We start from the raw sequence: 24,438 nt of genomic DNA on the forward strand, positions 1-24,438 counted from the left end.
GATATTATTAAATTGCAACACTATTTGCAAATTATAATAATTAACTTTAATAATATTTATGTTAAAAATTGGTGATAAAGCTCCCTCGTTTACAGCTCTAGATCAAAACGAAACTATTCATTCTTTATCAGATTATTTAGGTAAAAAAATAGTAATCTATTTTTATCCAAAAGATATGACTAGTGGTTGTACAACTGAATCTTGTGACTTTAGAGACAATTTATCAAGAGTAAAATCTGGTGGAGCTTTTGTATTTGGTATTAGTCCAGATTCGGTCAAATCTCATAAAAAATTTGAAGAAAAAGAATCATTAAACTTCCCTCTTTTATCCGATCAAGATAAACAAATCTGTAAAGCATATTTTGTTTGGAAAGAAAAATCATTGTATGGTAAAAAATATTTTGGAGTTGAAAGAACTACTTATATAATTGATGAAAATGGAATAATTTCTAAAATATTTAATAAGGTTACTGTTTCTGGTCATGTTGAAGATGTATTAATAAATTTGACTCAAATGTAATGATTGATACACATTCACATATTTATTCAGAACATTTTGATTCAGATTTTGATTTGATGATTCAAAGAGCAAAAAATTTTGGTATAGAAAAAATAATAGTTCCAGCGACAAAACCATCTGAGTTTCACAAGATTTTCAATTTAATAAATAAAAATAAAATTTTTATTTATGGATGTTTAGGAATTCACCCACATCATGCACATGAAATCAATGATACAGATTTATTAAATTTAGAAAGTTTATCATTAAATAAAAACATCGTAGCCATTGGAGAAATTGGACTAGATTATCATTATGACTTTTGTCCAAAAGAAATTCAAAAAGATGTATTCAGAAAACAATTGAGAATAGCAAAAAAATTAAATTTACCTGTTGTAATACATAATAGAGAAAGTGATGAAGATGTTATTCAGATTTTAAAAGAAGAAAAAGATGACAATTTACAAATTCAACTTCATTGTTTCTCTAGCAAGTTAGATGTTTTAAAAGAAGCTTTAAATTTAGGTTCTTATATTTCATTTACTGGAAATATAACTTTCAAAAATAGTAATTTGAATGAAATTGTTAATTTTGTACCAGATGATAAAATTATGATTGAAACAGATGCTCCTTACATGACACCAGTACCAAATAGAGGTAAAAGGAATGAACCGAGTAATTTAGTAATTATAGCACAAAAATTATCAGAAATTAAGAACAGATCTTTACAAGAAATAATATTAATGACTACAAAAAACGCTAGAATTTTTTTTAATTTAACAACTTTTCTTTTTTGCTTTTTGATGTTTAATAATTTGTTTTCTCAAACAGATACAAATAAAACTTCAATAATAAAAACTAAAGGTATAATTGGTTTTGGACCACACTTTGGAACTTCAACAATTATTGTAGGGTCGGAAACAGATGCAAATTCTATAACAAGTTATGGAGGTTGGGTAAGTATCGTTCCACCAACAACATGGGGCGTTAAATGGATCCAATTTGATATTGCATATACTTTCTTTAAGAATTCAAAGCTTGCAGATTCTTCTTATTCAGCTTTGTTGAAAATAGATTCTTCAGTCCCAAAAATTATACCTCCAAACACTCATCAAACAATTGATTTTGCTTTAAGATTTATTGGTAATCCTTCAAACCGTATTAATTTTTATGCTACATTAGGATTTACTTACTTTAAAAATCGTTTTGGGGTTGATGAATACTTTTATACTCAACGAAAAGATTCAACTTTTAATGGTTTTGAAGATACGGGATTTGGACTTTGTGGCGGAGTTGGATGCTCATATAATCTTGATTTAGATTTTGGTACTTTTTCGCCAACAGCAGAATACAGAGCTTCTTCAATAATGACTGAACGTCAATTAAAACGAAGAAATGGAGAGTTCTTTCTAAGTCAAATTAGATTTGGTATTTATTTTTACCCAAAATTTTAATTGAAGTGTTATAATTATATCAATTACCTTAATAAATCTGGTATTGTTTCAAACAATTTGTTGAATGAAATTTTTGATGACGTTGATACTAGAATTGAAATAAATTTTTCTGATAATCTTCCATTAGGTTTTAACAAGTTTGGTGCAATTGGAGTAACATTATTCAAGAGAATATATTTTCTAAATAGGTTTAAATTTTTAGATCCATTTGAACAAATCGCAATCATTAGGCATGAGTTAGAGCATATTCAACAGCAAAATAAGCATGGTTTGTTTTTTTATATTTTATATTTATGTGAATGGGTTATCCATTTTATAAAATTATTATTTTCTAGCCCTATTAGTAAATTTAGAACTCTCCCTAATATAGCATACCATTTAATTTCTTTCGAAAAAAGTGCATATTTAATTGAAAATAAAACTAAAATCCTTTTAATTAATGAATCTAATTATGATAAATCAAATTACTAAAATTCATTTAGATGATATGTTGCAATTTTATACCCCATTAGTTTCAGATACAATGGATAGATTAGGTATAAAATCTTATGTAATTGATAAATCAATTCAATCAAACTCTAAAAATCCAGATTTAAAATTTTGTGGTTTTGCATATCCTTGTTTGGTTAAAAAAACTGATCAATATGTTGAGATAAATAAATTATTAGAAATGATAGATTCTATTCCGAAAGACTCTTTCATTGTAATTGCAACAGACTCTAATATCGATGCAGCTCTTTGGGGGGGTATGATGAGTGCTGGAGCAAAATCGCACGAAACTGTAGCAGCAATGGTAGGTGGGGAAATTAGAGACATCTCTCAAATTAATTCACTTGGATTTGAAGTTTACTCAAAGGGACATTGTATTAAAGATATTAGAACAAGAGGATATATGGATAGTTATAATGTAAATGTAAATTTTTACGGAATTGAAATTAAACCTAATGACGTTATTTTTTCAGATGTAAATGGAGTTGTTGTTATTCCTAAAGAAAATTTTTTTGAAGTTTATTTTGAATTGTTAAAAGCATTAGATGAAGAAAAATCGGTATTTAAAGGTTTATCAGAAGGAAAAAGTGCATCAGATTTATTTAATAAATTTAATAGATTTTAAAAAAAGCTCCCTCAATTAGAAAATTGAGGGAGCTTTTTTAATATTGAAATTTCAAAGTTTTACTATTATTCTTACTATCTATTATCATTAGAAAATAATTACCTCTTGGAAGTAAATTAATTTTATATTGAAAAGTATTTTCACCTTTATTTAACTTAATTTCACCAATGTTATAAACTAATTCGCTTCCCTCATTATATAATTTGATATTATAATTTATGTTAGAGTTTACTGAAACTAATAATTTCATAGTTTTATCAATAACATTTAGTGAAGCTTTTTCAAGTATTTTATTATCTAATTCATTTACTGATTTCACGACACAAACTCCCCTTAATAGTGCATCTCGATCAAGAGCAGTTGCATTAGAAATTAACACAACAGAATCTATATATATTTTAGCATAAAATGGTTTAAACTTAATTTTAATTTCTTTAGACTCTCCACTTGCAACTTTTAAAGGTAAAAAAGAAGCTATATCATCTATCAAAAAAAATTCTGGATTTGAAGGGAGTTTAATATCATTAATAATTAACAAACTTGGTTCATTAGAACTATTAACAATTTTAAAAGAAGAAGTTACTTCTTGTCCCTTTTCAACAGTACCAAAATTAATATCTGATACTTCAATAACTGGATTACCTAATACTTTTGCATACAATGAAGCAAAATAAAAATCTCCACAATTATCTTTAAATCCTATAGAGTCAGCAAATTCACCTGCTGTGTTTGAATTAAATTCAATTTCTATTACAACACTATCTTTGTTATAAAGATTAAATTTCTCAGTTGGATCAATAACTTTAAATCTAACATTGCTGCTTTTTACAACAATAGATATTGAATCGATTAAAGCTTTATAAATAGTAACTTTTTTGGAAGCAGATTGACCAACTTCAACATTTCCAAAATCTATTTTTTTAGAACTAAATTTTATAGAATTTAAAGGTTCATACCTAATAGTATCTTTAGTAATATTTCCAGAAACATCAGAAACAGCTATATAAGCAATTCCTTGTTTGTTAAAATCTATTGGTTTTAAATTAAAAGTTATACTATCAGATAAACCCGGTACAAATTCATTGGTTTTCAGAGCATAATTTTCACTAGTTTGCAATAAATCTATGTATAACAAATTTCTTTTAATAGAATCATTTCTAGGGTAATCAACTATTGAACCTGTAATATTACCATTACATTGTTTTGATACCTTTAATATTCTAGGATTTTCTAAATCTTGTGCTAAATCTGATTTAATATCTCTTGGAAATTGCATTCCATAAGCTTGAGAAGAAACATCTCCATAACTATATCCTGTGAATGCAGTATTACTTTTTATACCAAAATAACCTGAAGATTTAGTTTTGAAAACATAACCAGTTGTTGTTGAATTTATTTGTTCAATACTAAGTAATGACCATGCAATTGTGATTTTATCCCACAATCCATTTAGACTATTATAAATTTTTATACTATCCTTATTTAGATTCTCACCAATTAATGTTATATAATGATTTTGGAATCCAGATGTTGGTACTATAATCTTATATTCTTTTTGATATTGATTAAATGGTGTTAGATTGAAATAAAATGGGAGGTCATTATTTAACTGCTCTTTATTTGTCTGAATAATAGATATTGGTTTGCTTGATGTTATAGTATAAACAGAATCAATTAAGTTATACTCTTTATGACCAATATCAAATCCTATTCTTGGATTATTGAAAATTGTATCTAACTTCCCATTTATAAAGATTTTGGTTTCATCATCAAATGAATATACACTCACTTTTTCGCCAATTAAACTATTCCTGAAAGATTGAATATCATACCTATCCCCCCAACTCGAATAAGGCATCAACATTGTTGAAGCATATTCACATGGATAATCAACATTATTTTTCTTTATACATTGAGTTCCCACTGATACTGCAATAGGTCTAGTTGAATGTATTATAGCACCTGAAAAATCTGTATTTTGATTTTTAGCAAATCCATTATAAACATCTCCACGATCAAGATTTAATGTATATGAAAATCCAATCGAATCGTGGCTTACAGTACCTTTGTTTTTAGGCATTGAAACTGATACAACAGTGTTATCATATACAGAAGTTATCAAAAGTTGTGAAGGAGCAGAAAAGGATTGTGAACCATGAACAATATATTGCCTACCCAATTGATGTACGGGTGGAATCCACATACCATCACCAGAATTACCATTCTGATTAACAACATAAACAACAATAGGATCATGAGCAATAATATGAACAGCTTTAGATCTATATATTTGATCATCAGGAACATTTACACCATTTTCAAATGCAAACAATTCTGCCTCAACTGAATTAAAATCAAAAGTAATTACATCATTTGGAATTGTAAATATTGATCTTTTAAGAATTGTATTGTTAATAAATATTTTCACCTCTGTTCTTATTGTAGATGAAATATACATTCTAATTTGTTTTTGGTTTGTACCTTGATTAATATTTAACGGTACTGCAAACATAAATTCATTACCATATCCAAATTCAGAAAATGATTTATTTAAAATAACAAACATCATTAATATTAACAAACTAAAATACCTAATCATAAAATATTTATTTTTTAAATTAATTGTTATAGATTTTTATGATTTTAACTTTTTTTCCATTTAACTCGCAATAAACATAATATTGTCCTGTTGGTAATTCAGATATATCTTTTAAAATTGTATTCTTTCCATTTACATTACCATCAAAAATTGAAGTAATAGATTTCCCAGAAATATCATATAAACTGACTGATAAAAATGAAGTACCTAAAACAGTATATTCTAGTTTTAAATTTTTTTCTGATATGAAAGCATTTAAAATTACATTTTTATCAAAATCATTTACATTACCAATACCTAGAACTCCAGTTCCGATTAAATTAATTTGATATTTATTTGATCCATTTGTAATTGAATTACTTGTAACAATAACAGAATCAATATATTTTTTTTCAATTTGAGGTTTAAAACTAATTTTAATTTTTACTGATTTTCCATTATCAATCTGAATTGGATAAGGTGGAATACCTTCTGTGAATTTAAAAGCTCCAAAATCAAAAGGTGGTTTTATATCTGAAATACTTAATATACTCTCACTTTGAGAATTATTTTTTATAATTAGATCTTGAACGTTTATTTTATTTAAATCAATAGATCCAAAATCTAAATCTAAAGCTCCAATTTCGCTAGGGGCTAATGTTTTAGCACTTAGCTCAATTCCTAAGATTGGTCCGCAATCATCTGATATTAAAAGTGTATCAATTGATGGTCCTACTTTAGAGTTATTGTATTCGACAATTATTTCAGAAGTACCTAAACTTTGAAGTGTTAATCTTTTTGGAGAATTGATAACAAACCCTGAATTATCTTTTAATGATAACACTACATCAGTAGGATTAGTTAATTCATTTTTTATAGTTAATTTATTTAGTAATTTGAATTCACCTATTTTTAGTCCCATATCAATAATCTTCTTCTCAGTACTTATTAATTTAGGTTTATAAATAAATGTATCCAATTTAGTATTACCATTATAGTCATATACAGCAACAATTGCTTGAGCACCTTTTCTAACATCCATTACTTCTAATTTGTAATTTGAAGATATTGTAACTCCTTCATTTATTGGATCAACAATTAATTTATAATTTGATAACTCAACATCTTCAATTTTATATAAATTAATTCTGATTGAATCTATTGATGGCAAATCCTGTGCCCGAATAGTATAACTTCCCTTTCTACAATCTGAGCTAATTATTGAAGTAATAGGATTAATTGTATCAGGAATAAATCCCAAATTAATATTATTTGTAAATGGAAAACCATAACCCTCTGAATCACTATTCCCACATACTATACCATGGAATGGCTTTGTTCCTCTTATTTGGTAAGCCCCAGTTCCAAGTTTTAAAGTTAATCCAATATTTCCATCAAAATAAAAATTCTTTCTAATTGGCGTAAGACCAGATATTTTTTTCCATGTTCCATTTTCACCAGTTTTATATTCAATATTTAAATATTCATTTGAATCACATACAATGTTTATAAAATTGCTTTGTAAATCCCCAACATAAAACAAATAATTATTACTATAATTTTTAAACGGTGTTAAAACAACTCCATAAGGATCGCTTTTAACTTTATCATAAGATTGAGAGTTATTAAATTGCATTACCTGAATAGGCTTATTAGATCTTATTTTTGATAAGTTTGATGCAATTGGTAAAGTAGTATACCATGATTCTCTTAATTCTAAATCATTACCAAATCTATTTATTCTAACTGGTGTTTCATCATTGTAATAAACATCTGTTGAATCTTCTGTTGCAAATATTTTAAACAAATCACCTTTTTCTCTTAAAGGAAATGGAACTGTATAAAATAAATTACCAGCATTAGTAATTGGATGCAACATTTCAGAAACGTGATCACAGTATTGAAATTCGCTAAGGGGTAAAATACTACATTGAGTACCAGCTGTAACTGCAATTGGTCTGTTGCAAGTAATAATTGCACCACTTAAATCATTCACTTCATCTTTAGACATTAAACTATAAACATCTCCTCTATTTAAAGAAACCTCAAATGACTTTTCAACTGATGAATCTCTTGATCCAGTTATTGTATGTTTTGGTAAAGTAATAAATACTTGAGATGAAGCATACAAACCTGTAATCATAAACTGTGAACATAACAATTGACTACTTGAAGATAAGCCTGGAGCAGTTGAAACAATATAATCCCTTCCACATTGATTAACTGGTAAAATTGTCATACCTTCCCTTGTTCCTGTTATACTATTCATTCCATAAACTGCAATAGGATCCACAGATCTTACATGTAATGCTTTATCAATATATACACTATCTCGAGGCACAATTTTAGTATCACTTTTTGTAAAGACTTGTCCTTCTTGTGGAAGCAAATCAACTGATACTACATCGTTTGGAATAGTGAAAACAGTTTTTTTAAGAACTGATCCAGCCCATACTTTAACCTCAGTTTTTTTTGTTGATAGTAAATAGATTCTGATGTTTCTAAAGGGTTGTGATTGTTCCCAATTTGATGGAAAAGCAAAAAAGAATTCTTTTCCTAATCCTGCAACTTGAGCTTTTATGCTAGTAGTTATCGAAAGGAAACAAAATATTGATAGAATAATTTTTACGAACTTCATTTTTTATTTTAAATTATTTTTTATTAAATTTAGATGAATTAATTAAATTCTGATTTTCATAAATGGATATTACGTATGTTCCAGCTAATAAAGATGATACATCAATAACAAAGTCTTCAGTATTAGAAACAGGATTATTTACAATATTTTTTAGTACCATTTTACCATTAACATCATATACCGAATAATTAACATTTTTGTAATTATTACTTTTCAATCTGCAAGTAAGTAATTCAGTAGTTGGGTTGGGGTAAACAAATGCATTCTCATTTTCTTTCAATAAATTAACATTTGTTTTTGGTTGTTCTGCCGATCCACATTGAATAATTTTATTTTGATTTGCAATATCTTGAACATAAGCAATTGCAAATATTTTATTAACTTCCCATAAAGGTGAATTTATAGAATACTTAAATACATAATTTTTAGTTTCACCTTTTTTTATAGAAAAATTCTCACCTAATAGATTAGGTAAAGTTTTAACAAAAACATCAAAAAATTCTTTTTCACCATTTGTGTTTGGTATTGTATCATTATAGTATAAATGATTTTGTATAAGAGTGCAATACAATTTATATGTTCCATCTCCTATCCAAGAATTTCCTGCAGTTACAAAAACAGAATCAGTCACTTCTTGATTATTGATACTTTGATTAACCAATATTGAGAGAGGAGATTTGGTTTTTAACTCATCACTAACTCCTCTTTTTACTTCAGATTCTTGAGTAGGTGCAATTGTTATATCACCATTTATCTTTGCATCAGGAATACCAGAAACTCCATATTTTTCTCTTTGTTTGTTGTTTTCATCTTTATTAGCTATATTCATAGGATCTCCAAGTTTAGGATAATTCATATGATATCTTATTGTTAACACCATACCATTATTTTCTTTAACAGCTTTATTTAAAATTGGTCCTGCTGCCACACAAGGTATACAAGTTGCACTTGTAAATTCTTCTATTAACACTTTTCTTGGAAATTGAGAAAATGCAAAAGTATTTATAATTAAAATAAATAGTAAACAGAAACTGAATAATTTTTTAAATTTTAAATAACTCATAATGTTTGTATTTTAGAAATTAATAATAGTTTTTAATGATTGGATGTTTATCAATTTTTTACAAATATAAAGACTCAATAATAACTTTTAAGTTACACATAATAGTTAAATTTGTCCATCACAAAATTACATAATCAAGCGTTAGAATTGAGATTTAAATTATAAAATGATTCACAAAATTAAAATACGTTTATTAACATTATTACTAATACTTCCATTTATTTCTTCTTGTAAAACTTGGAATAATTTCAGTACATTTTATAATTTATTCTGGAATATAGAAAGAATTGACAAAGAAATTGCTGACGAAACAGATTATATAAGAGATGAATCAAATCCACAACCATCGTTTTACATACCAAATGATGATGATCAGTCAAAAGGACTCGGTTATTATCCTCACTTAGAAAAAAGAACTTTAAACGAAAAAGAGAAACAATCAAACAAAATTAAGTTAGATTCAATTTTAATTAAAGGATCAAAGCTTTTATCAAGGAATACAAATAGTGATTACTTAGATGGCGCATTATTTTATATAGGAAAAAGTTATTTTTATTTGGGAGATTATTTTCAATCTCAAAGAAAATTTGCTGAACTTGTTAATACAAATCCGAGAAGTACATATATTCCTCAAGGACACTTGTATTGGGCAATGGATCTATTAAAACAAGCAAAACCTGATTCTGCTAAGATCCAAATTTCACGTGCAATCGATGCTGCTTTTTATCATAAACAAAAAAATGTATTAACAGAGGCATACAGATTAAACGCAGATATTGATATAAACAATGGAGATATTGAAGGGGCTTTGAAGCCATATTATAAAGCTTTGACTTTAAGCTCAAATAATGAAGAATCTGCAAGATGGCAATATGAAATTGGTTTAATCCAATATAGAGGTGGTAATTTTGAAAAATCAATACTAGAATTCGAGAAAGTGAAAAATTATTCACCTAATGATTTAACTAAATTTGAAACTTTATTGCAACAAGCAGTAGCTTACAGAGTACTAAACAAATATAATAATGCTCAAATGAATTTAGATATTATTCTAAACGATGATAATTTTTTCAAATGGAAAGGTTTAGCTGAAATTGAGGAAGTTAACTTGAATTCATCTAGGTCTGGTGTTGAATTATTAACCGAAGAAAAGTTGAAATATTTTGATACAACATACAAAGACAAACCATATTCCATGTATGGATTATATGAGAGAGGAGTAAGAGCTTTAAGAACTGGTGATTATAATTCTGCATGGATGAATTTTACTAGGACCCAAAATGCAAATACTCAGTTTCAAAAAAGAGCAAGAAAATATACAAATCTTCTTGGCTATTATTTAGAGCAACAAAAAAGAATAAATTCACTTGAACAAGTTAGAAGTAAAAGCCAAATTTCAGATTCTATTGATGTAAAACAATCTGAGGCATTATATAATATTGCCAGAACATTTAATGCACTAAACAAGAAGGATTCAATGCAATTGTATTATCAATTTGCTCTTCAAAAGGCTACAAAAGGAACTTATCAATCTGGACAAATTATATATGCTATTGCTATGAACCATTTAGAAAATGGTAAATATAAAATTGCTGATTCATTGTTACAAGAATTAGTAGATAATTATCAATTAACAGAATTTGCTCAAGATGCAAGATTAAGACTTGGTTATACTGACTATGCAAAGACAGATACTGCTTTAGATTTGTATGTTTCAGGTTTAAGTTTAATGAGGGTAGGTGAAAAAGAAAAAGCACTTTCTCAATTTAATAAAATTATTTTAAATTATTCTAACTCAGATATTGCTCCTCAAACTTATTACGCAATTGGTTTATTGTTTGAAGAACAATTCTCTTTTTTAGACAGTGCTTTTATTACATATCAAAATTTATTGGATATTTTTCCTAAAAGTCCTCAAGCCATTGCTATTAAACCTATAATTGATGCTGTTTTGAATGCAAGATTAAAATTTAATGGTTCTTTGGATCCTATGAAATTGGATTCTTTAATGAGAGTTGGTAAAATAGGATTAATTCCAAATAGAGAAACATATACAGGTGATCCTTTAGACAAAATGATTCCACTTTTTAAAAGTGATGATATAAATTTTGATCATTCAGAAGATTATTTAAATAACAATATTGATTCAAAAACAAAACCTAAAACTATAGATTCAGTTATTCAGCCCATCATAAAAAATAAAGCTATCAAAGGGAAAAAAAATGATGCTAAATTTTTACCAATTCAAACCCAATCAGTAAAAAATATTAAGATTCAACCTATTGATTCTATAACTTCCCCTGTTCCTGTTTCTAAGAAAAAATATTTACCAATTTCAAAAAAGAAAAAATAGGATTCTTATAGTCAGATTTTATTAAAATTATAATAGAGACAATTAGATTTAAATTATATAAAATTTATTAACTCATATTCAAGCTCAACGCTATTAATATAGCAATTTATTGGTGGTTGATGCTTTCTTAAATTAATTTTTATTTTTTGAATATTTTGGAATTTATATATTACCAATTTGCAAATTTCAACAACTAATTTTTCCAAAAGATTAAATTTATTTACTAAAATAAATTCAGAAACTAAGTTTATCATAAAAGCATAATCAATAGTATCCTCAATATTATCAGTCTGGCTTGCTTTAGAAATATCAAAAGTAATTTCTAAATCATAAGAAAATTTTCCACCTAAATTTTTCTCTTCTAAACTCACTCCATGATAGGCATATAATTCAACATTATTTATTTTAATTTTAGTCATAATTATGGATGTCCAAATTCTAAAAAATTCTTTTTTGTATTTCTAACTCTGAAAAATAGGTTAATGAACCATCTATTATGCCTAGCTAAGGCAGAAACTGTCAATGTATTTCTATTTGAGAAAATTTTATTTAATCCGAGAAGTCCTTTTTTAATCCCAATGCAAGAAGCAATAACATTTTCTTTGTTACCCCTAACTAGATTCAATAAAAATCTTCTAAAAAAGTGATGAAGTGAAAAATAAATTGCAATTGGTAATGGAAAAAATTTAAAAGCAGTCCATAGATTATTTCTTACTTCAATTTCAATAGATTTTTCAGATGTAATAATTCTATCTGCCCTTCTGTGAAAAATTCCAATTTGTTCTGAGTAAGCAATAGGTATTTTATTAAACAACATTTTCATAGCAAAAGGAAATTCTTCACCCCCCCAAAACATCCAATCTTCATACCCAGTAAACCCATTCATAGCTGTGGTTCTAAAACACATTCCATTTCCAGTTACCGACATACATTCATACAAGTTGTCAATAGTTTTTCTTGATGCTATTTCACTAAAGTTTGAATATTCAGTTTGATTTGAATAATAATTAATGCATCTAAAACATAATGCTCCGAAATACTTATTGTTCTCTAGAAGTATAACTGTTTCAAAAATTATATTTGGGTTTGTTGGTGAAATATCATCATCGAATACAAAGTTATAATCTGCAGATTTATTTAATATCCCAATATTTCTAGCAGTAGATCCTAAATTCTTTACATTTTGAACAACACTTACCAATTTTGAGTCAAACATACTTTCAATTTTCATTTTAGACCCATCAGTACTATTGTTATCAATCACTGTAAAGTGAATTCTCTCAATAGGATAATTTACTTTTAGAAAATCATTTAATGATTTTATTACTTCATTGCACCTATTAAAGTTTAAAAAAAATATATGTACTTTAGGTAACGTAATTACATTAGATTTTAGGTTTTTCAATGTTTTTTAAATTAATATGTCTATAATTTCCATGGATTCTTTAATTTCAGAAACATTTAAATTATTTACAATTGTTTTAATTTTATGTTTAACTTCTTTTATTGAAAAAAGTTTTTTATTTGATTCTAAATTAATTATTGAAAACTCTTTCAAGGCTAAATGAAAATTATTTATATCTGAATTATTTATCCAATTATCAACAATATTAATTAAATCAATATAACTAGCTGTAGAAAAATGTGTAAAACACATATTAGTTAACAAATCAGAATTTACATGTTTTGCGATAACAGTTAAGATATTATAATCATTTGCTAATTTAAATTTCCTTTGTTTGTTGTATATAAAAGCAACTAAAAAGTAAACTCTGCCTAGATTATTGTAATTTGGGTGTAACAATATAATTGATAAAAAACATTCTAAAGCTAGTTGATATTTTTTTAAAATTAATAAACAAACTGCTTTACCCATTTTACAATCTGGAATTATTTCTTCTTCATCTTTTCCATTGAAATCGAGCTCAATTGCTTTTGAATAGTAAATCAAAGCAGTTTTAAAATCACCTAATTCTTCATAAACGGTAGCTAATCCATATGAAATTAATCCATCTTCTGGAGTATCCTTTAAGCATAAACTAAATGCTTGAATAGCCTCAGAAGATTTTCCTAAATCTGCTAGAATATTTCCTTTGTTAAAAAGAGCTGCATACAAATCAGGATTTAATAATAAAGCCATATTATAACTTTCCAGTGCTTTATAAAGTCTGCCTAAATCATCTAATATTATACCTTTGTTGTACCAATTATTTGAATTGTATGGGTCTCTTTCAATCAATTTTTCAAAAACTTTTAAACCATCTTCTTCTCTATCTGTGTTTTCAAAACAAAGAGCAAGATAATGGGTAGAAGACTCACCAAAATCAATATCTTTAATCAAATGTTTAAAAATTACTTCTGCTTTTTCAAATTTCTCTTTTTCAAATAATAATCTACCCTTATTAAACAATGCTTCTGAATTATCTATATGATATTCAAGAATAACATTATAACATTTCAAAGCATTTTCATACAAGTTCATTAACTCATATGTTAAAGCCTTTTGAAGTAGTATAGTACTATCATTGGGTGAATATTGTTCTGCTTTTTTGAAACAATTCAAACTCTTTCTATACTTTTTCATAGCAGTATAAACAACTCCTTCAAGCATATGTGGAGTAAATGAAAAAGGAGAAATTAACTTCCAATATTTTAACACATCAAGGGCTTCATTAAATTCTTCTGTTTCTAAAGAAAGAGTAATAATTTCTTCTAACAAATCTTCATTAATTGCTCCAACATTTTCATGTAGATTATTCTCAATAATTTTTTTTCTTAAATTTGATAAGTAATCATTTCGTTTCTGATTTGATTTATCATCTTCTCTATTAAAATTTTCTGGATTATTTTCGAACAAACTCAATATATTTATAAATAATTTTATTGTTAGCAATTGAACTCAATTTCATTCTTCAAAATTAACAATAGTAATTAAACTTTCTAAATTTAAGTTTTAAAATGAAATAATTTAATTTTTTAATAAAATCTAGATTATTAAAAATGTTAGTAAATGAGTATAATATAATTTCGTAATTTTGTTGCAATATGAATCATGAAATTGATAAACCTCTTTGTAATTGTGGTGTAGTTGGTGTTTTTAATCATCCTCAAGCATCAGTTATGACTTATTATAGTCTACATTCACTTCAACACCGTGGTCAAGAATCGGCTGGTATTGTTACTTCTTTTGATCTTAAACACAAAAATGGGAAAAAAAAATTTTCTATTCATAAAGGTCATGGTTTAGTATTAGATGTTTTTAACGAAGATAATTTAACTAATGACTTAACTGGCAATTGTGCAATTGGACATAATAGATATTCTACGACTGGTGCAACTAACAAAAGAGCAAATATTCAGCCATTTTATGTTTCCTACCATCAAGGAAATCTAGCATTAGCACATAATGGTAACCTCACTAATACAGTTCAATTATGGAAAGAGCTTAGTTCTGAAGGTGTGCTTTTTCAAACTACTACAGATTCAGAATTAATTCTTCATTTAATAGCAAGAAGTAAAGAAAATACTACACTTGGAAGGATAAAAGATTCTTTACAAAAAGTTGAAGGAGCTTATTCGATTGTAATTTTAACTGATGATGGATTATTTGCAGCAAGAGATCCAAGAGGGTTCAGACCAATGTGTATTGGTAAAAAAGATGATTCATATTTTATAGTTTCTGAAACTTGTGCGCTTGACATAATTTCAGCTGAATACGTTAGAGATGTTGAACCAAATGAAATAATTTTTATAAATAATGAAACTGTTAATACTGGTAAAATCTTTTCTTCTCAAATTGAGTCTATAAAACCAAAACCAGCACATTGTATTTTTGAATACATTTATTTCTCAAGACCAGATAGTAAAATTTTCGGTCATAGTGTTGATAAGGTTAGAAGAAAGTTAGGGAAAAAACTTGCTGAAGAAGGTGGTGTTTCTTCAAATGATAATTCTAAAATAATTGTAGTTCCAGTTCCAGATTCATCTAATACAGCCACATTAGGTTATGCTCAAAAAAACAATGAATTAGAAAATGCTGATACAAGATTTGAATTAGCTTTAATCAGGTCTCATTATGTAGGAAGAACTTTTATTTCTCCCGGTCAATCAAATAGAGAGTTTAAAGTGAAAACTAAATTTAATGTGGTAAAAGGAGTTTTAGAGAATCAAAAAGTTGTTCTGATTGACGATTCGATTGTTAGAGGTACAACTTCAAAAGCTCTGATAAATTTGGTTAAAGAAGCAAAACCTAAAGAGATACATTTTAGAGTAACATCCCCCCCAATAACCCACCCATGTAAGTATGGAATGGATTTTCCATCTAAAGATGAATTAATTGCAAATCAAATGGATTCGAATATAGAAGAAATTCGGAAAGAAATTGGAGTTGATTCTCTTCAATATCTAAGTGTGGAAGGGATGCTTGACGCAGTTCCAAAAGATAATGGTGAAAGTTATTGTACTGCTTGTTTTACTGGTAATTATCCAGTAGAGATTGATTTGAAAGCAACCAAATTAGCACTTGAAGAGTAAAGAAATCCATTGTTAATATGTTTAATCTTTATTACCTAATTTTAATAGATTCTCCATTTTTTAAAGCAATAAAATTTTCAATTCCCATTTCATCTGTTAATGAATCTAACAAAGTTTTTGGTTCGTACATTCCATCATCTGCTAATTGGAAAGTTCCCCAATGCATAGCTATGCTTTTGATTGATTTAACATCAAAATGAATTTTAATAGCTTGTTCTGGTGACACATGTACTGGTGACATAAACCACTCTGGTTTGAATGCCCCAATAGGAATTAATGATAGAGATATATCACCAAATTTCTTACCAATCTCCTTAAACAATTTCTCATCATACCCAGTATCACCAACAAAATAAACAAATCCGTATTTTGATTTTATAATATATCCACACCATAATGTTTTATTTCGGTCTGTTAACCCTCTTCCAGAAAAGTGATTTGCTGGTACACAAACAATTGATATCTCAGAATTAACTTCTGTTTCATCCCACCAATCTAAATCATAATAATTATTTATATTATTCATTTTAAGATAATTACCAACACCTAAAGGAGTTAATATCTTTGGTGAATATTTTCTAAAAATTTTCTTTAATGAAATTATATCCAAATGATCATAATGATTATGGCTAATTAAAACTAAATCAACTTTCATTAACTCATTAATTTTCAAACCAGTTGGTTGCATCCTTTTTGGTCCATAAATTCCAAACAATCCTACACATTTATCAAATACTGGGTCAGTAATTATAGTTATTCCATCTATTCGAATAATAAATGTAGAATGATTTATAAATACAATATCTAGATCACCTAAGCTATTAATATAATTTCTTTTTAAGACTGATTCAAGATTAGAAACTTTATTCCAAACACCTTTTTCTCTATGTAAAATCCATTTTAACAAAATTTTAATTCCTTTAACTTCAGATTTATTATAAGGTGAATAAAATTCTGTTCCATTAAAATGATCTGAAATTTCCCCTTTATAATTTGGCGAATAAACTCCTTTTAAAATAAATATTATTGAAATTAGAATAGTTATAATTAAAACTGTAATTAGCATGAAAAGAATTTATTATTTGAATATGATAGATTTTGTGAGTTTTGAGTAAATATTAATCAATATTTAAAAGATTGATTTAACAACAAATTATTAATGTTTTAATAAATGCACAAAATATTTTTTATCTTCGTAACATAAATAGTTTATGAATTTAATTTTTAAAAAAATAATTTAAATTAATATCTCAAAAGAGGAAGTTAATGAAATCGTACTTGTTTAAAATAATGTTAATTAGTTTTATTTTAATTTCTTGTAATAAAGATAAAAAACAAATATCAGTTCAAGATTCAAAAAGTAAATATGGAGGAAGTTATGTAATTAACATACTAAGAGGAAGCCCTAATGCTCTAGATCCTGTATTAATCAATTCAAAGCATGCAGATGATATCTCATCACAAATATATGATCGACTTATTGATTTAAATGAAAAATTAATTCTGGTTCCTGAGTTAACAAAGTCCCTACCAACAATTTCAGATGATGGATTAAAATACATTTTCAACTTAAGAACAGATGTTTATTTTCATGATAATAAATGTTTTCAAGATGGAAAAGGAAGAAAAATGATAGCAAGTGATGTTAAGTATTCACTTTTAAGATGTTGTGATCCAAGAACTAGATCTGTACAATTTTGGGCTTTTCAAGATAAAGTTAAAGGAGCTACAGCCTATTTTAATTCAATCAATTCTAGTAAAAAGGAAATAGATGTTCCAGGTTTTAAAGTAGAGAATGATTCAACTTTTATAATTGAGTTAATTACTCCTTATTCACCATTTATATATTCACTTGTAAACTCATTAGGATTTATTGTTCCTAAAGAAGCAATTGATTACTATAAGGAAGATTATTTTAGAAATCCTGTTGGTACTGGTCCTTTTGTATTTGATAAATGGTCTCAAAATGAAGAAATAATTTTAAAGAGAAACTCAAAATATTGGGGTAAATCAAGTGGTGGTGAGCAACTTCCATTTTTAGATGAAATTAAATTTACTTTTATAAAAGATGATAAAGTAATGTTTAGTAATTTCACAAATGGTGATTTAAGTGAATGTTGGAATATTCCTACTGAGCTTTTTAAATCTGTTGTTGATGTAAATACTTTGAAATTAAAAAATGAATTTATAGATTTCCAACTGCAACATTCTGCAGCAATGTTAACTTGGTTTTTTGATATGAATACTGTTAAATTTCCATTTAACAATGTTGATGTAAGAAGATCATTTAATTTCGCTATTGATAAAGATAAAATAGTAAAGTATGTATTAGAAAACTCACCATTTTCATCTGCTAACAATGGAATTACGCCACCAGTATTTCATGGATATGATGTAAACAGTATTAATGGATATAAATTTAATGTGGCTAAAGCTCAAGAATTACTTCAAAAAGCTGGTTATAAAAATGGAGTAAATTTCCCTGAAGTAGTATTGACAATTTACCCAGAGCCAAGATTACAACAAGTAGCAGAGGCAGTTCAAGATATGTTGCAGAAAAATTTAAATATCAAAGTTAAAATACAGCAAATTGATTTTCCACAGTTAATGTCTCAAGCTGAATCTGGGAAAATATCATTTTGGGGAACTAGATGGTATGGAGATTATCCTGACCCAGAAACATACTTAAATCTATTAAATGGGAAACTTGTACCAAAATCAGATACTCTTCCAAGTTATCCTAATAGTACTAGATATAATAATGAAGAATTTAACAAACTTTTTTTAAAAGCAGTTCAAACAAATGACCAAAAATTAAGGTTAGATTTATATAAACAGGCAGAACAAATAGCAATTAATGAAGCACCAATTATACCAATTACTTATGAAAGACATTTTAGATTACTTAAAAAAAATGTTAGAAATAATCCTCTTGATGCAATGGCAAGGTATGATTTAATCAAAGAAGTATATCTCGATGATAATTAAGATATTGTTAATTTTTAATACTTAAATATAAAAACAAATTAATCAATCAAAAATAAATTAATTAAAAAAAATGACTAACGATCAAATATGTAATGTTCTTAATCAAATTTTAGGTTTTGAACTTGCTGGCTCTAATATGTATCTTCATTTTTCTTACTTTGTGAAAGGTCAAGATAGAGTTCAATTATCACAATGGTTTAGAACTCAAGCGAGTGAAGGAATTATGCATGGCACTTTGGTGGGAGATAAAATTGTTTCATTAGGTGGTGTTCCAATAACCCAACCAGGAGATGGTAAATATAATCCATCAAATCCAAATGAAATTGTTTATTCAGTAAAATATTCAGATGTGAATGAAATGTTAAAAATTGCAGTTCATTTTGAAAAGACTACATTTAATAAATATAAAGAACTTATTGATTGCATTGGTGAAGGAGATGATAGCAATTTTACAACGACTAAGCTTAAAATGTTTTTAGAAAACATTATGATTCAAGAAATTGAACATATTGATGAAGTTGAAAAAATGTTAGATAGGTAACCTAACTATTTATTAATTTTTTAATAGATAATTAATTAAACAGATTATGACTGATAATAAAAATAATTCATACCAAGTTACTGCTCGTAAATGGCGACCTATAGAATTTGCATCAGTACTAGGTCAGGAACATATTACCCAAACTTTAATTAATGCAATTATAAGTGGAAGATTGCATCATGCTTATTTGTTTAATGGTCCTCGAGGTGTAGGCAAAACAACAACTGCTAGAATTTTAGCTAAAGCACTAAATTGTTTAAATCCTTCTGAAAACAAAGAACCATGTAATAAATGTGATTCATGTACGCAAATACTTGAAGGCAGATCAATGGATGTTGTTGAGATTGATGGAGCTTCTAATAATTCTGTTGACGACATAAGAAAATTAAGAGAAAATGCAAGGTATCCACCTATTTCTGGAAAGTTTAAACTTTATATAATTGATGAAGTTCATATGTTATCTACTTCAGCTTTTAATGCTTTGTTAAAAACTTTAGAAGAACCACCGAAACATTTAATTTTCATATTTGCTACAACTGAACCACATAAGTTGCCAGCAACAATTCTATCAAGATGTCAAAGATTTGATTTTAAAAGGATGCAAATAAATGATATCGTTAGTAGGTTAAAATTTATTGCTGAAAAAGAAAATATTAAAATTGATGATGATTCACTTATTATTATAGCCAGAAAAGCAGATGGATCGATGAGAGATTCGCAATCTATTTTTGATCAAGTTGTGGCTTTTTGTGGATTAGATATAAAATTTGATAAGGTAAATTCTGCTCTTAGTATAATTGATCAAGGATTTTATTTCAGAGTTACAGATATGATTAATAGTAAATCAACTTCTCAAGCTTTTGAAATTGTTTCAGATATTATTATAAGTGGTTATGATATTCAAGAATTTCTAATTGGACTATCAGAACATTTCAGAAATTTTTTAACAGTAATTATAAATAGTAATTCTAAGTTAATTGAAGCAGCCCGCAGTTATATTGAGAAATATGAATCAGATTCTAATTTATTTCAACAGGGTGATATTATAAGAAGTTTGCAATTAACTCTTCAAGCTCAACAGAATATTAAATTTGCATCACAACCTAGATTAAGATTAGAATTGTTACTAACTCAATTGGCAACTATGGATAGTGTTTTAAAGATAGAAGAATTAATTTCTATAATAACTAATTCTAATTCATTTGAAGGAATTGAGGATAGTTTAAATGTTAATTCAATTTCAAAGCCAAACTCAGTTATTGAAGAAAAAAAAAAGTACTCCTTAGTAAATAAGGCTATTGATTCAACTCAAAATGGATTTAAAAAAGAACTAGGGAATAAAGAGATAGTTGAAAATTTTAAGAAAGGAATTACTGAAAATTTAGAAAATAATATTAAAAAAAAAACTGATTTAACTATTGATTTCTTAAATACAAATTGGGACTTATTTTTAAAAACAATTACAGAAAAACCTTCAATTTTTAATCAGATCACAAATCTTTTTCCCTCAGAAATAGTAGATAAATCAGTTAAAATCTATGTTGAAAATCAAACTTCATTTTCAATGTTAAATAGAAGTTTAGAATATATAAATATAAAATTTAATAAGTACTTTGGAAATAATTATAGTTTAGAGTTTTTATTAGGAAAAAATCCTTCAATTAAAGATTTAGGATTGATAGATAGCAATTTGAATAATGAAATTAATAATCCTTATCTAAAGGGTATAATTGAGTTATTAAATGCTACTAAAGTTTTATAATTTTTTAACGACTATTTATTTAAGTTAAAAATCTCATTCAAATTCAAAAACATGTTCGGATTAGAGACAAACTTAGGTATCTTATTTATTGCAAGTATTATTGCAGCATGTGTTTTTGAATTTGTTAACGGATTTCATGATACTGCAAATGCAGTTGCAACAGTTATTTATACCAGATCTTTAAAACCATATCAAGCTGTAATTTGGTCTGGCTTCTGTAACTTTTTAGGAGTTATGTTTGGTGGAATAGGAGTTGCTATGGGTATAATTAAATTACTCCCTTTAATTGATATGGCTAATGCTGGAATACATGAAGGAATAGCATTGTTGTTAGGAATGATTGTTTCAGCTATAATTTGGAATCTATTTACTTGGAAATTAGGATTGCCTTGTTCAAGTTCTCATACCATGATTGGGTCAATTATTGGAGTTGGTTTAATGTTTAGTTATTTTCATTCAAATGGAGATGGAATAGATTGGACAAAAGCAATTGAAATTGGGGCTTCATTATTAGTTTCACCTCTTTTTGGATTTGCATCTGCTATTGTTTTAATGTTTTTGGGAAGACAATTTTTAAAAGGAAATAAAAGTAAAAGAGATGTAATATTCAATATTCCTTCACCTAATTCAGTTCCACCAACTTGGATTAGAATTATTCTGTTTATAACATGCACCTCAGTAAGTTTTTTTCATGGTTCAAATGATGGGCAAAAAGGGGTTGGTTTAGTGTTAATTATTTTGATGACTTTTTTCCCATTACAATATGCATTGAATTCAAATTTCAGTCCAGATGAATTATCAAAATCTATAATAAATATTGAAAGAATATCTAAATTAGAAGGTATTGATAATGTATATCAAGAAATAGATATTTCTAAAAAATCAATATATGAATTCACTTTACTAAATAATACTCTTAACAAACTAAAACTAAGAAAAAACTTAATTGCTTTAACTAAATCATTAGGTGAAGAATTGAAATTAGGTAAGAAATTTATTAATACTGAAAGTAAATCTATTTTAAAAGTAGAAATAGAAAATTTAAAAAAGAATTTTGAGTTTGTACCATTTTGGGTAATCTTGATGATTTCTTTATCATTAGGAATTGGAACTACTATAGGGTGGAAAAGGATAGTTGTAACAATTGGAGAAAAAATTGGTAAGTCTCATTTAACATATGCTGAAGGAGCAGCTGCTGAAATTGTAGCAGCTATTACTATAGGTTTAAGCTCAGGATTTGGTTTGCCTGTAAGCACTACACATATCTTATCATCAGGAATTGCTGGGGCTATGACTGCTACAAAAGGAGTAAAAAATTTACAAGCAAATACAATTAAAAATATTGTTATTGCATGGGTTCTAACAATGCCTGTATGTATGATATTATCTGCAAGTTTATATTGGATTTTTAGGATATTCATTTAAATACTTTTATAAAAAATTCATTATAACTTTCATGGAATCCACAAATGTTTTTTAATATCAACTCTTTCATTTATAAATTCTATTCCTTCTTTTAATAGCAATTCTTTCATTAATGTAGGGGGATTAAAGGCATGCTTCCCTGTTAATTCACCAGATTTATTAACAACTCTATGGCAAGGTAAACTAGACATACCAATTGCTCTTAAAGCACTTCCAACTAACCTTGCAGAGCGCATAACTCCTAAACTTTCTGCAATATCACCATAAGTTGTAACCTTACCAATTGGTATTTTTTCTATAACTTCGTAAACTTGTTGATAAAAGTCGTAATTCTTTTTCATTTGATAATTGAATTTAATTTGCGTATTATAAGTATATAGAAAGTTAGTTTTATTTACCTTTTATTTGTACAAAACAAAAAACTAAATGATTGATAATAAAGTAATACAAACATATATTATTTCAGTAGATAAAGGTCAAAGTCCAGAAAGAATTGACTCCTTTTTAACAAGATTAACTTCTAATGCAACTAGAAACAAAGTACAACATGCAATAGATAATGGTTCAGTATTAGTAAATAACAAAATGACTAAATCTAACTATAAAGTTAGACCTTTTGATGAAATACAAGTTACCATTTTAAAACCGCCTCCTATTGAATTAATTGCAGAGGATATTCCAATTGAAATTATATATGAAGATGACGATTTATTAATAGTTAACAAACCGGCAGGATTAGTAACTCATCCTGGCTTTGGGAACAGAACTGGTACACTTATAAATGCAGTTCTATTTCATGTTGGAAAATCTATTTTAGATGCAGTTTCTATTTCTTATGATGAAGATATTAAACAGGACGATTCAAAAGAATTAAATGGAGATGTAGGAAATTTACCAGAGTTAAGACCAGGAATTGTACATAGATTAGATAAAGATACTACTGGAATAATGGTAGTTGCAAAGAATTTTCAATCTCTTACTAACTTAGCTCAACAGTTTGCCAATAGAACTATTGAACGAAGATATTGGGCTCTTGCTTGGGGTAAATTCAAATTAGATGAAGGGATGATTGAAGGAAATATAGCTAGATCTAAATCTAATAGAAAATTAATGGCAGTAACTAGAGAAGATGGTAAAATTGCAATTACACACTTTAAAGTTCTTGAAAGATTTGATTATGCAACATTATTAGAATTGAAACTTGAAACTGGAAGAACACATCAAATAAGAGTACATACAAAGCATGTAGGCAATCCATTATTTGGTGATAAAGATTACGGTGGCGATAAACCAATAATTGGTATTAGTAATAAACAGAAAAAAAAAATTATTCAAATGTTAGATTCAATAAATCGACAAGCTTTACATGCTAAAACTTTGGGATTTAAACATCCACGAACAAAAGAATATATGTCCTTCAATTCAGATCTTCCAGATGATATGAAATACTTAATTGAACAATTAAGGTTGAAATAATTTTTTCAATGTTT

19 protein-coding genes are annotated in these 24,438 nt (G+C 26.9%); 11 read left to right on the forward strand and 8 right to left on the reverse strand.

Features of this window, described 5'->3' with window-relative positions; all coding sequences use genetic code 11:
• The first annotated feature begins 58 nt into the window (after positions 1-58).
• Genes bcp through IPP08_06400 form a run of 4 tightly spaced genes read left to right on the forward strand, consistent with a single transcriptional unit; the run spans position 59 to position 3,067 of the window.
• A complete protein-coding gene (bcp, locus tag IPP08_06385; GenBank protein QQS67785.1) occupies positions 59-520 on the forward strand; it encodes a thioredoxin-dependent thiol peroxidase in 462 nt (153 codons plus the stop codon).
• The gene (locus IPP08_06390) at positions 520-1,953 is read left to right on the forward strand and encodes a TatD family hydrolase (protein ID QQS67786.1); all 1,434 of its coding nucleotides are present in this window, start codon (positions 520-522) and stop codon (positions 1,951-1,953) included. The genes bcp and IPP08_06390 overlap by 1 nt, the downstream gene beginning before the upstream one ends.
• Positions 1,954-2,424 (forward strand): hypothetical protein, encoded by a 471-nt coding sequence (locus IPP08_06395; GenBank protein ID QQS67787.1) that lies wholly within the window; start codon positions 1,954-1,956, stop codon positions 2,422-2,424.
• The gene (locus IPP08_06400) at positions 2,405-3,067 is read left to right on the forward strand and encodes an RraA family protein (GenBank protein QQS67788.1); all 663 of its coding nucleotides are present in this window, start codon (positions 2,405-2,407) and stop codon (positions 3,065-3,067) included. Before IPP08_06395 ends, IPP08_06400 begins: the two co-directional genes overlap by 20 nt.
• Before the next feature lie 37 nt (positions 3,068-3,104).
• Here the strand turns inward: IPP08_06400 and IPP08_06405 are convergent, their stop codons facing one another.
• The 3 genes from IPP08_06405 to IPP08_06415 are packed head-to-tail and all read right to left on the reverse strand — an operon-like array spanning position 3,105 to position 9,253.
• The gene (locus tag IPP08_06405) at positions 3,105-5,666 is read right to left on the reverse strand and encodes a hypothetical protein (GenBank protein QQS67789.1); all 2,562 of its coding nucleotides are present in this window, start codon (positions 5,664-5,666) and stop codon (positions 3,105-3,107) included.
• Between the two features lie 19 nt (positions 5,667-5,685).
• Entirely contained in the window at positions 5,686-8,283 is a 2,598-nt protein-coding gene (locus IPP08_06410; GenBank protein QQS67790.1) for an IgGFc-binding protein, read from the reverse strand.
• 13 nt (positions 8,284-8,296) lie between these two features.
• Positions 8,297-9,253 carry an Omp28-related outer membrane protein gene (locus tag IPP08_06415; GenBank protein QQS67791.1) on the reverse strand — a complete coding sequence of 319 codons (957 nt, stop codon included), beginning with the start codon at positions 9,251-9,253 and terminating at the stop codon, positions 8,297-8,299.
• 259 nt (positions 9,254-9,512) lie between these two features.
• On the opposite strand from IPP08_06415, the gene IPP08_06420 reads away from it, so the two are divergent.
• The gene (locus IPP08_06420; protein QQS67792.1) at positions 9,513-11,699 is read left to right on the forward strand and encodes a tetratricopeptide repeat protein; all 2,187 of its coding nucleotides are present in this window, start codon (positions 9,513-9,515) and stop codon (positions 11,697-11,699) included.
• 53 nt (positions 11,700-11,752) lie between these two features.
• Here the strand turns inward: IPP08_06420 and folB are convergent, their stop codons facing one another.
• From folB to IPP08_06435, 3 genes are read right to left on the reverse strand one after another with little or no spacing between them, the layout of a single operon-like run.
• Entirely contained in the window at positions 11,753-12,118 is a 366-nt protein-coding gene (gene folB / locus IPP08_06425) for a dihydroneopterin aldolase (GenBank protein QQS67793.1), read from the reverse strand.
• A 2-nt stretch (positions 12,119-12,120) separates the two neighbouring features.
• Positions 12,121-13,104 (reverse strand): glycosyltransferase, encoded by a 984-nt coding sequence (locus IPP08_06430; GenBank protein QQS67794.1) that lies wholly within the window; start codon positions 13,102-13,104, stop codon positions 12,121-12,123.
• A 6-nt stretch (positions 13,105-13,110) separates the two neighbouring features.
• Positions 13,111-14,562 carry a tetratricopeptide repeat protein gene (locus tag IPP08_06435; protein ID QQS67795.1) on the reverse strand — a complete coding sequence of 484 codons (1,452 nt, stop codon included), beginning with the start codon at positions 14,560-14,562 and terminating at the stop codon, positions 13,111-13,113.
• A 182-nt stretch (positions 14,563-14,744) separates the two neighbouring features.
• On the opposite strand from IPP08_06435, the gene IPP08_06440 reads away from it, so the two are divergent.
• Entirely contained in the window at positions 14,745-16,232 is a 1,488-nt protein-coding gene (locus IPP08_06440; GenBank protein ID QQS67796.1) for an amidophosphoribosyltransferase, read from the forward strand.
• 31 nt (positions 16,233-16,263) lie between these two features.
• Here the strand turns inward: IPP08_06440 and IPP08_06445 are convergent, their stop codons facing one another.
• A complete protein-coding gene (locus IPP08_06445) occupies positions 16,264-17,298 on the reverse strand; it encodes an MBL fold metallo-hydrolase (protein QQS67797.1) in 1,035 nt (344 codons plus the stop codon).
• Between the two features lie 224 nt (positions 17,299-17,522).
• Here IPP08_06445 and IPP08_06450 point away from each other — a divergent pair, with 224 nt between their 5' ends.
• From IPP08_06450 to IPP08_06465, 4 genes are all read left to right on the forward strand, one after another.
• The gene (locus tag IPP08_06450) at positions 17,523-19,220 is read left to right on the forward strand and encodes an ABC transporter substrate-binding protein (GenBank protein QQS67798.1); all 1,698 of its coding nucleotides are present in this window, start codon (positions 17,523-17,525) and stop codon (positions 19,218-19,220) included.
• Positions 19,221-19,290: 70 nt separating this feature from the next.
• Entirely contained in the window at positions 19,291-19,761 is a 471-nt protein-coding gene (locus tag IPP08_06455; protein ID QQS65431.1) for a ferritin-like domain-containing protein, read from the forward strand.
• A gap of 46 nt (positions 19,762-19,807) precedes the next feature.
• Positions 19,808-21,523: a DNA polymerase III subunit gamma/tau gene (gene dnaX / locus IPP08_06460; protein QQS65432.1), complete on the forward strand. Its 1,716-nt coding sequence runs from the start codon at positions 19,808-19,810 to the stop codon at positions 21,521-21,523.
• Positions 21,524-21,574: 51 nt separating this feature from the next.
• Positions 21,575-22,948, forward strand: a complete 1,374-nt coding sequence (locus tag IPP08_06465; protein QQS65433.1) for an inorganic phosphate transporter — start codon at positions 21,575-21,577, stop codon at positions 22,946-22,948.
• Between the two features lie 29 nt (positions 22,949-22,977).
• On the opposite strand, the gene IPP08_06470 is transcribed toward IPP08_06465, so the two are convergent.
• A complete protein-coding gene (locus tag IPP08_06470; protein ID QQS65434.1) occupies positions 22,978-23,289 on the reverse strand; it encodes an MGMT family protein in 312 nt (103 codons plus the stop codon).
• An 85-nt stretch (positions 23,290-23,374) separates the two neighbouring features.
• Between IPP08_06470 and IPP08_06475 the strand changes: the two genes are divergently transcribed.
• Complete coding sequence (locus IPP08_06475) at positions 23,375-24,424, forward strand: RluA family pseudouridine synthase (protein ID QQS65435.1); 1,050 nt, start codon at positions 23,375-23,377, stop codon at positions 24,422-24,424.
• Positions 24,425-24,438: the final 14 nt, after the last annotated feature.

It is taken from the genome of Chlorobiota bacterium, from assembly GCA_016700335.1.
Classification (GTDB): domain Bacteria; phylum Bacteroidota; class Ignavibacteria; order OLB7; family OLB7.

Coding starts and splice junctions, on each gene's coding strand:
- bcp (QQS67785.1), top strand. CDS start 59: ATGTTAAAAATTGGTGATAAAGCTCCCTCGTTTACAGCTCTAGATCAA.
- IPP08_06390 (QQS67786.1), top strand. CDS start 520: ATGATTGATACACATTCACATATTTATTCAGAACATTTTGATTCAGAT.
- IPP08_06400 (QQS67788.1), top strand. CDS start 2,405: ATGATAAATCAAATTACTAAAATTCATTTAGATGATATGTTGCAATTT.
- IPP08_06405 (QQS67789.1), bottom strand. CDS start 5,666: ATGATTAGGTATTTTAGTTTGTTAATATTAATGATGTTTGTTATTTTA.
- IPP08_06410 (QQS67790.1), bottom strand. CDS start 8,283: ATGAAGTTCGTAAAAATTATTCTATCAATATTTTGTTTCCTTTCGATA.
- IPP08_06420 (QQS67792.1), top strand. CDS start 9,513: ATGATTCACAAAATTAAAATACGTTTATTAACATTATTACTAATACTT.
- folB (QQS67793.1), bottom strand. CDS start 12,118: ATGACTAAAATTAAAATAAATAATGTTGAATTATATGCCTATCATGGA.
- IPP08_06440 (QQS67796.1), top strand. CDS start 14,745: ATGAATCATGAAATTGATAAACCTCTTTGTAATTGTGGTGTAGTTGGT.
- IPP08_06445 (QQS67797.1), bottom strand. CDS start 17,298: ATGCTAATTACAGTTTTAATTATAACTATTCTAATTTCAATAATATTT.
- IPP08_06450 (QQS67798.1), top strand. CDS start 17,523: ATGTTAATTAGTTTTATTTTAATTTCTTGTAATAAAGATAAAAAACAA.
- IPP08_06455 (QQS65431.1), top strand. CDS start 19,291: ATGACTAACGATCAAATATGTAATGTTCTTAATCAAATTTTAGGTTTT.
- dnaX (QQS65432.1), top strand. CDS start 19,808: ATGACTGATAATAAAAATAATTCATACCAAGTTACTGCTCGTAAATGG.
- IPP08_06465 (QQS65433.1), top strand. CDS start 21,575: ATGTTCGGATTAGAGACAAACTTAGGTATCTTATTTATTGCAAGTATT.
- IPP08_06470 (QQS65434.1), bottom strand. CDS start 23,289: ATGAAAAAGAATTACGACTTTTATCAACAAGTTTACGAAGTTATAGAA.
- IPP08_06475 (QQS65435.1), top strand. CDS start 23,375: ATGATTGATAATAAAGTAATACAAACATATATTATTTCAGTAGATAAA.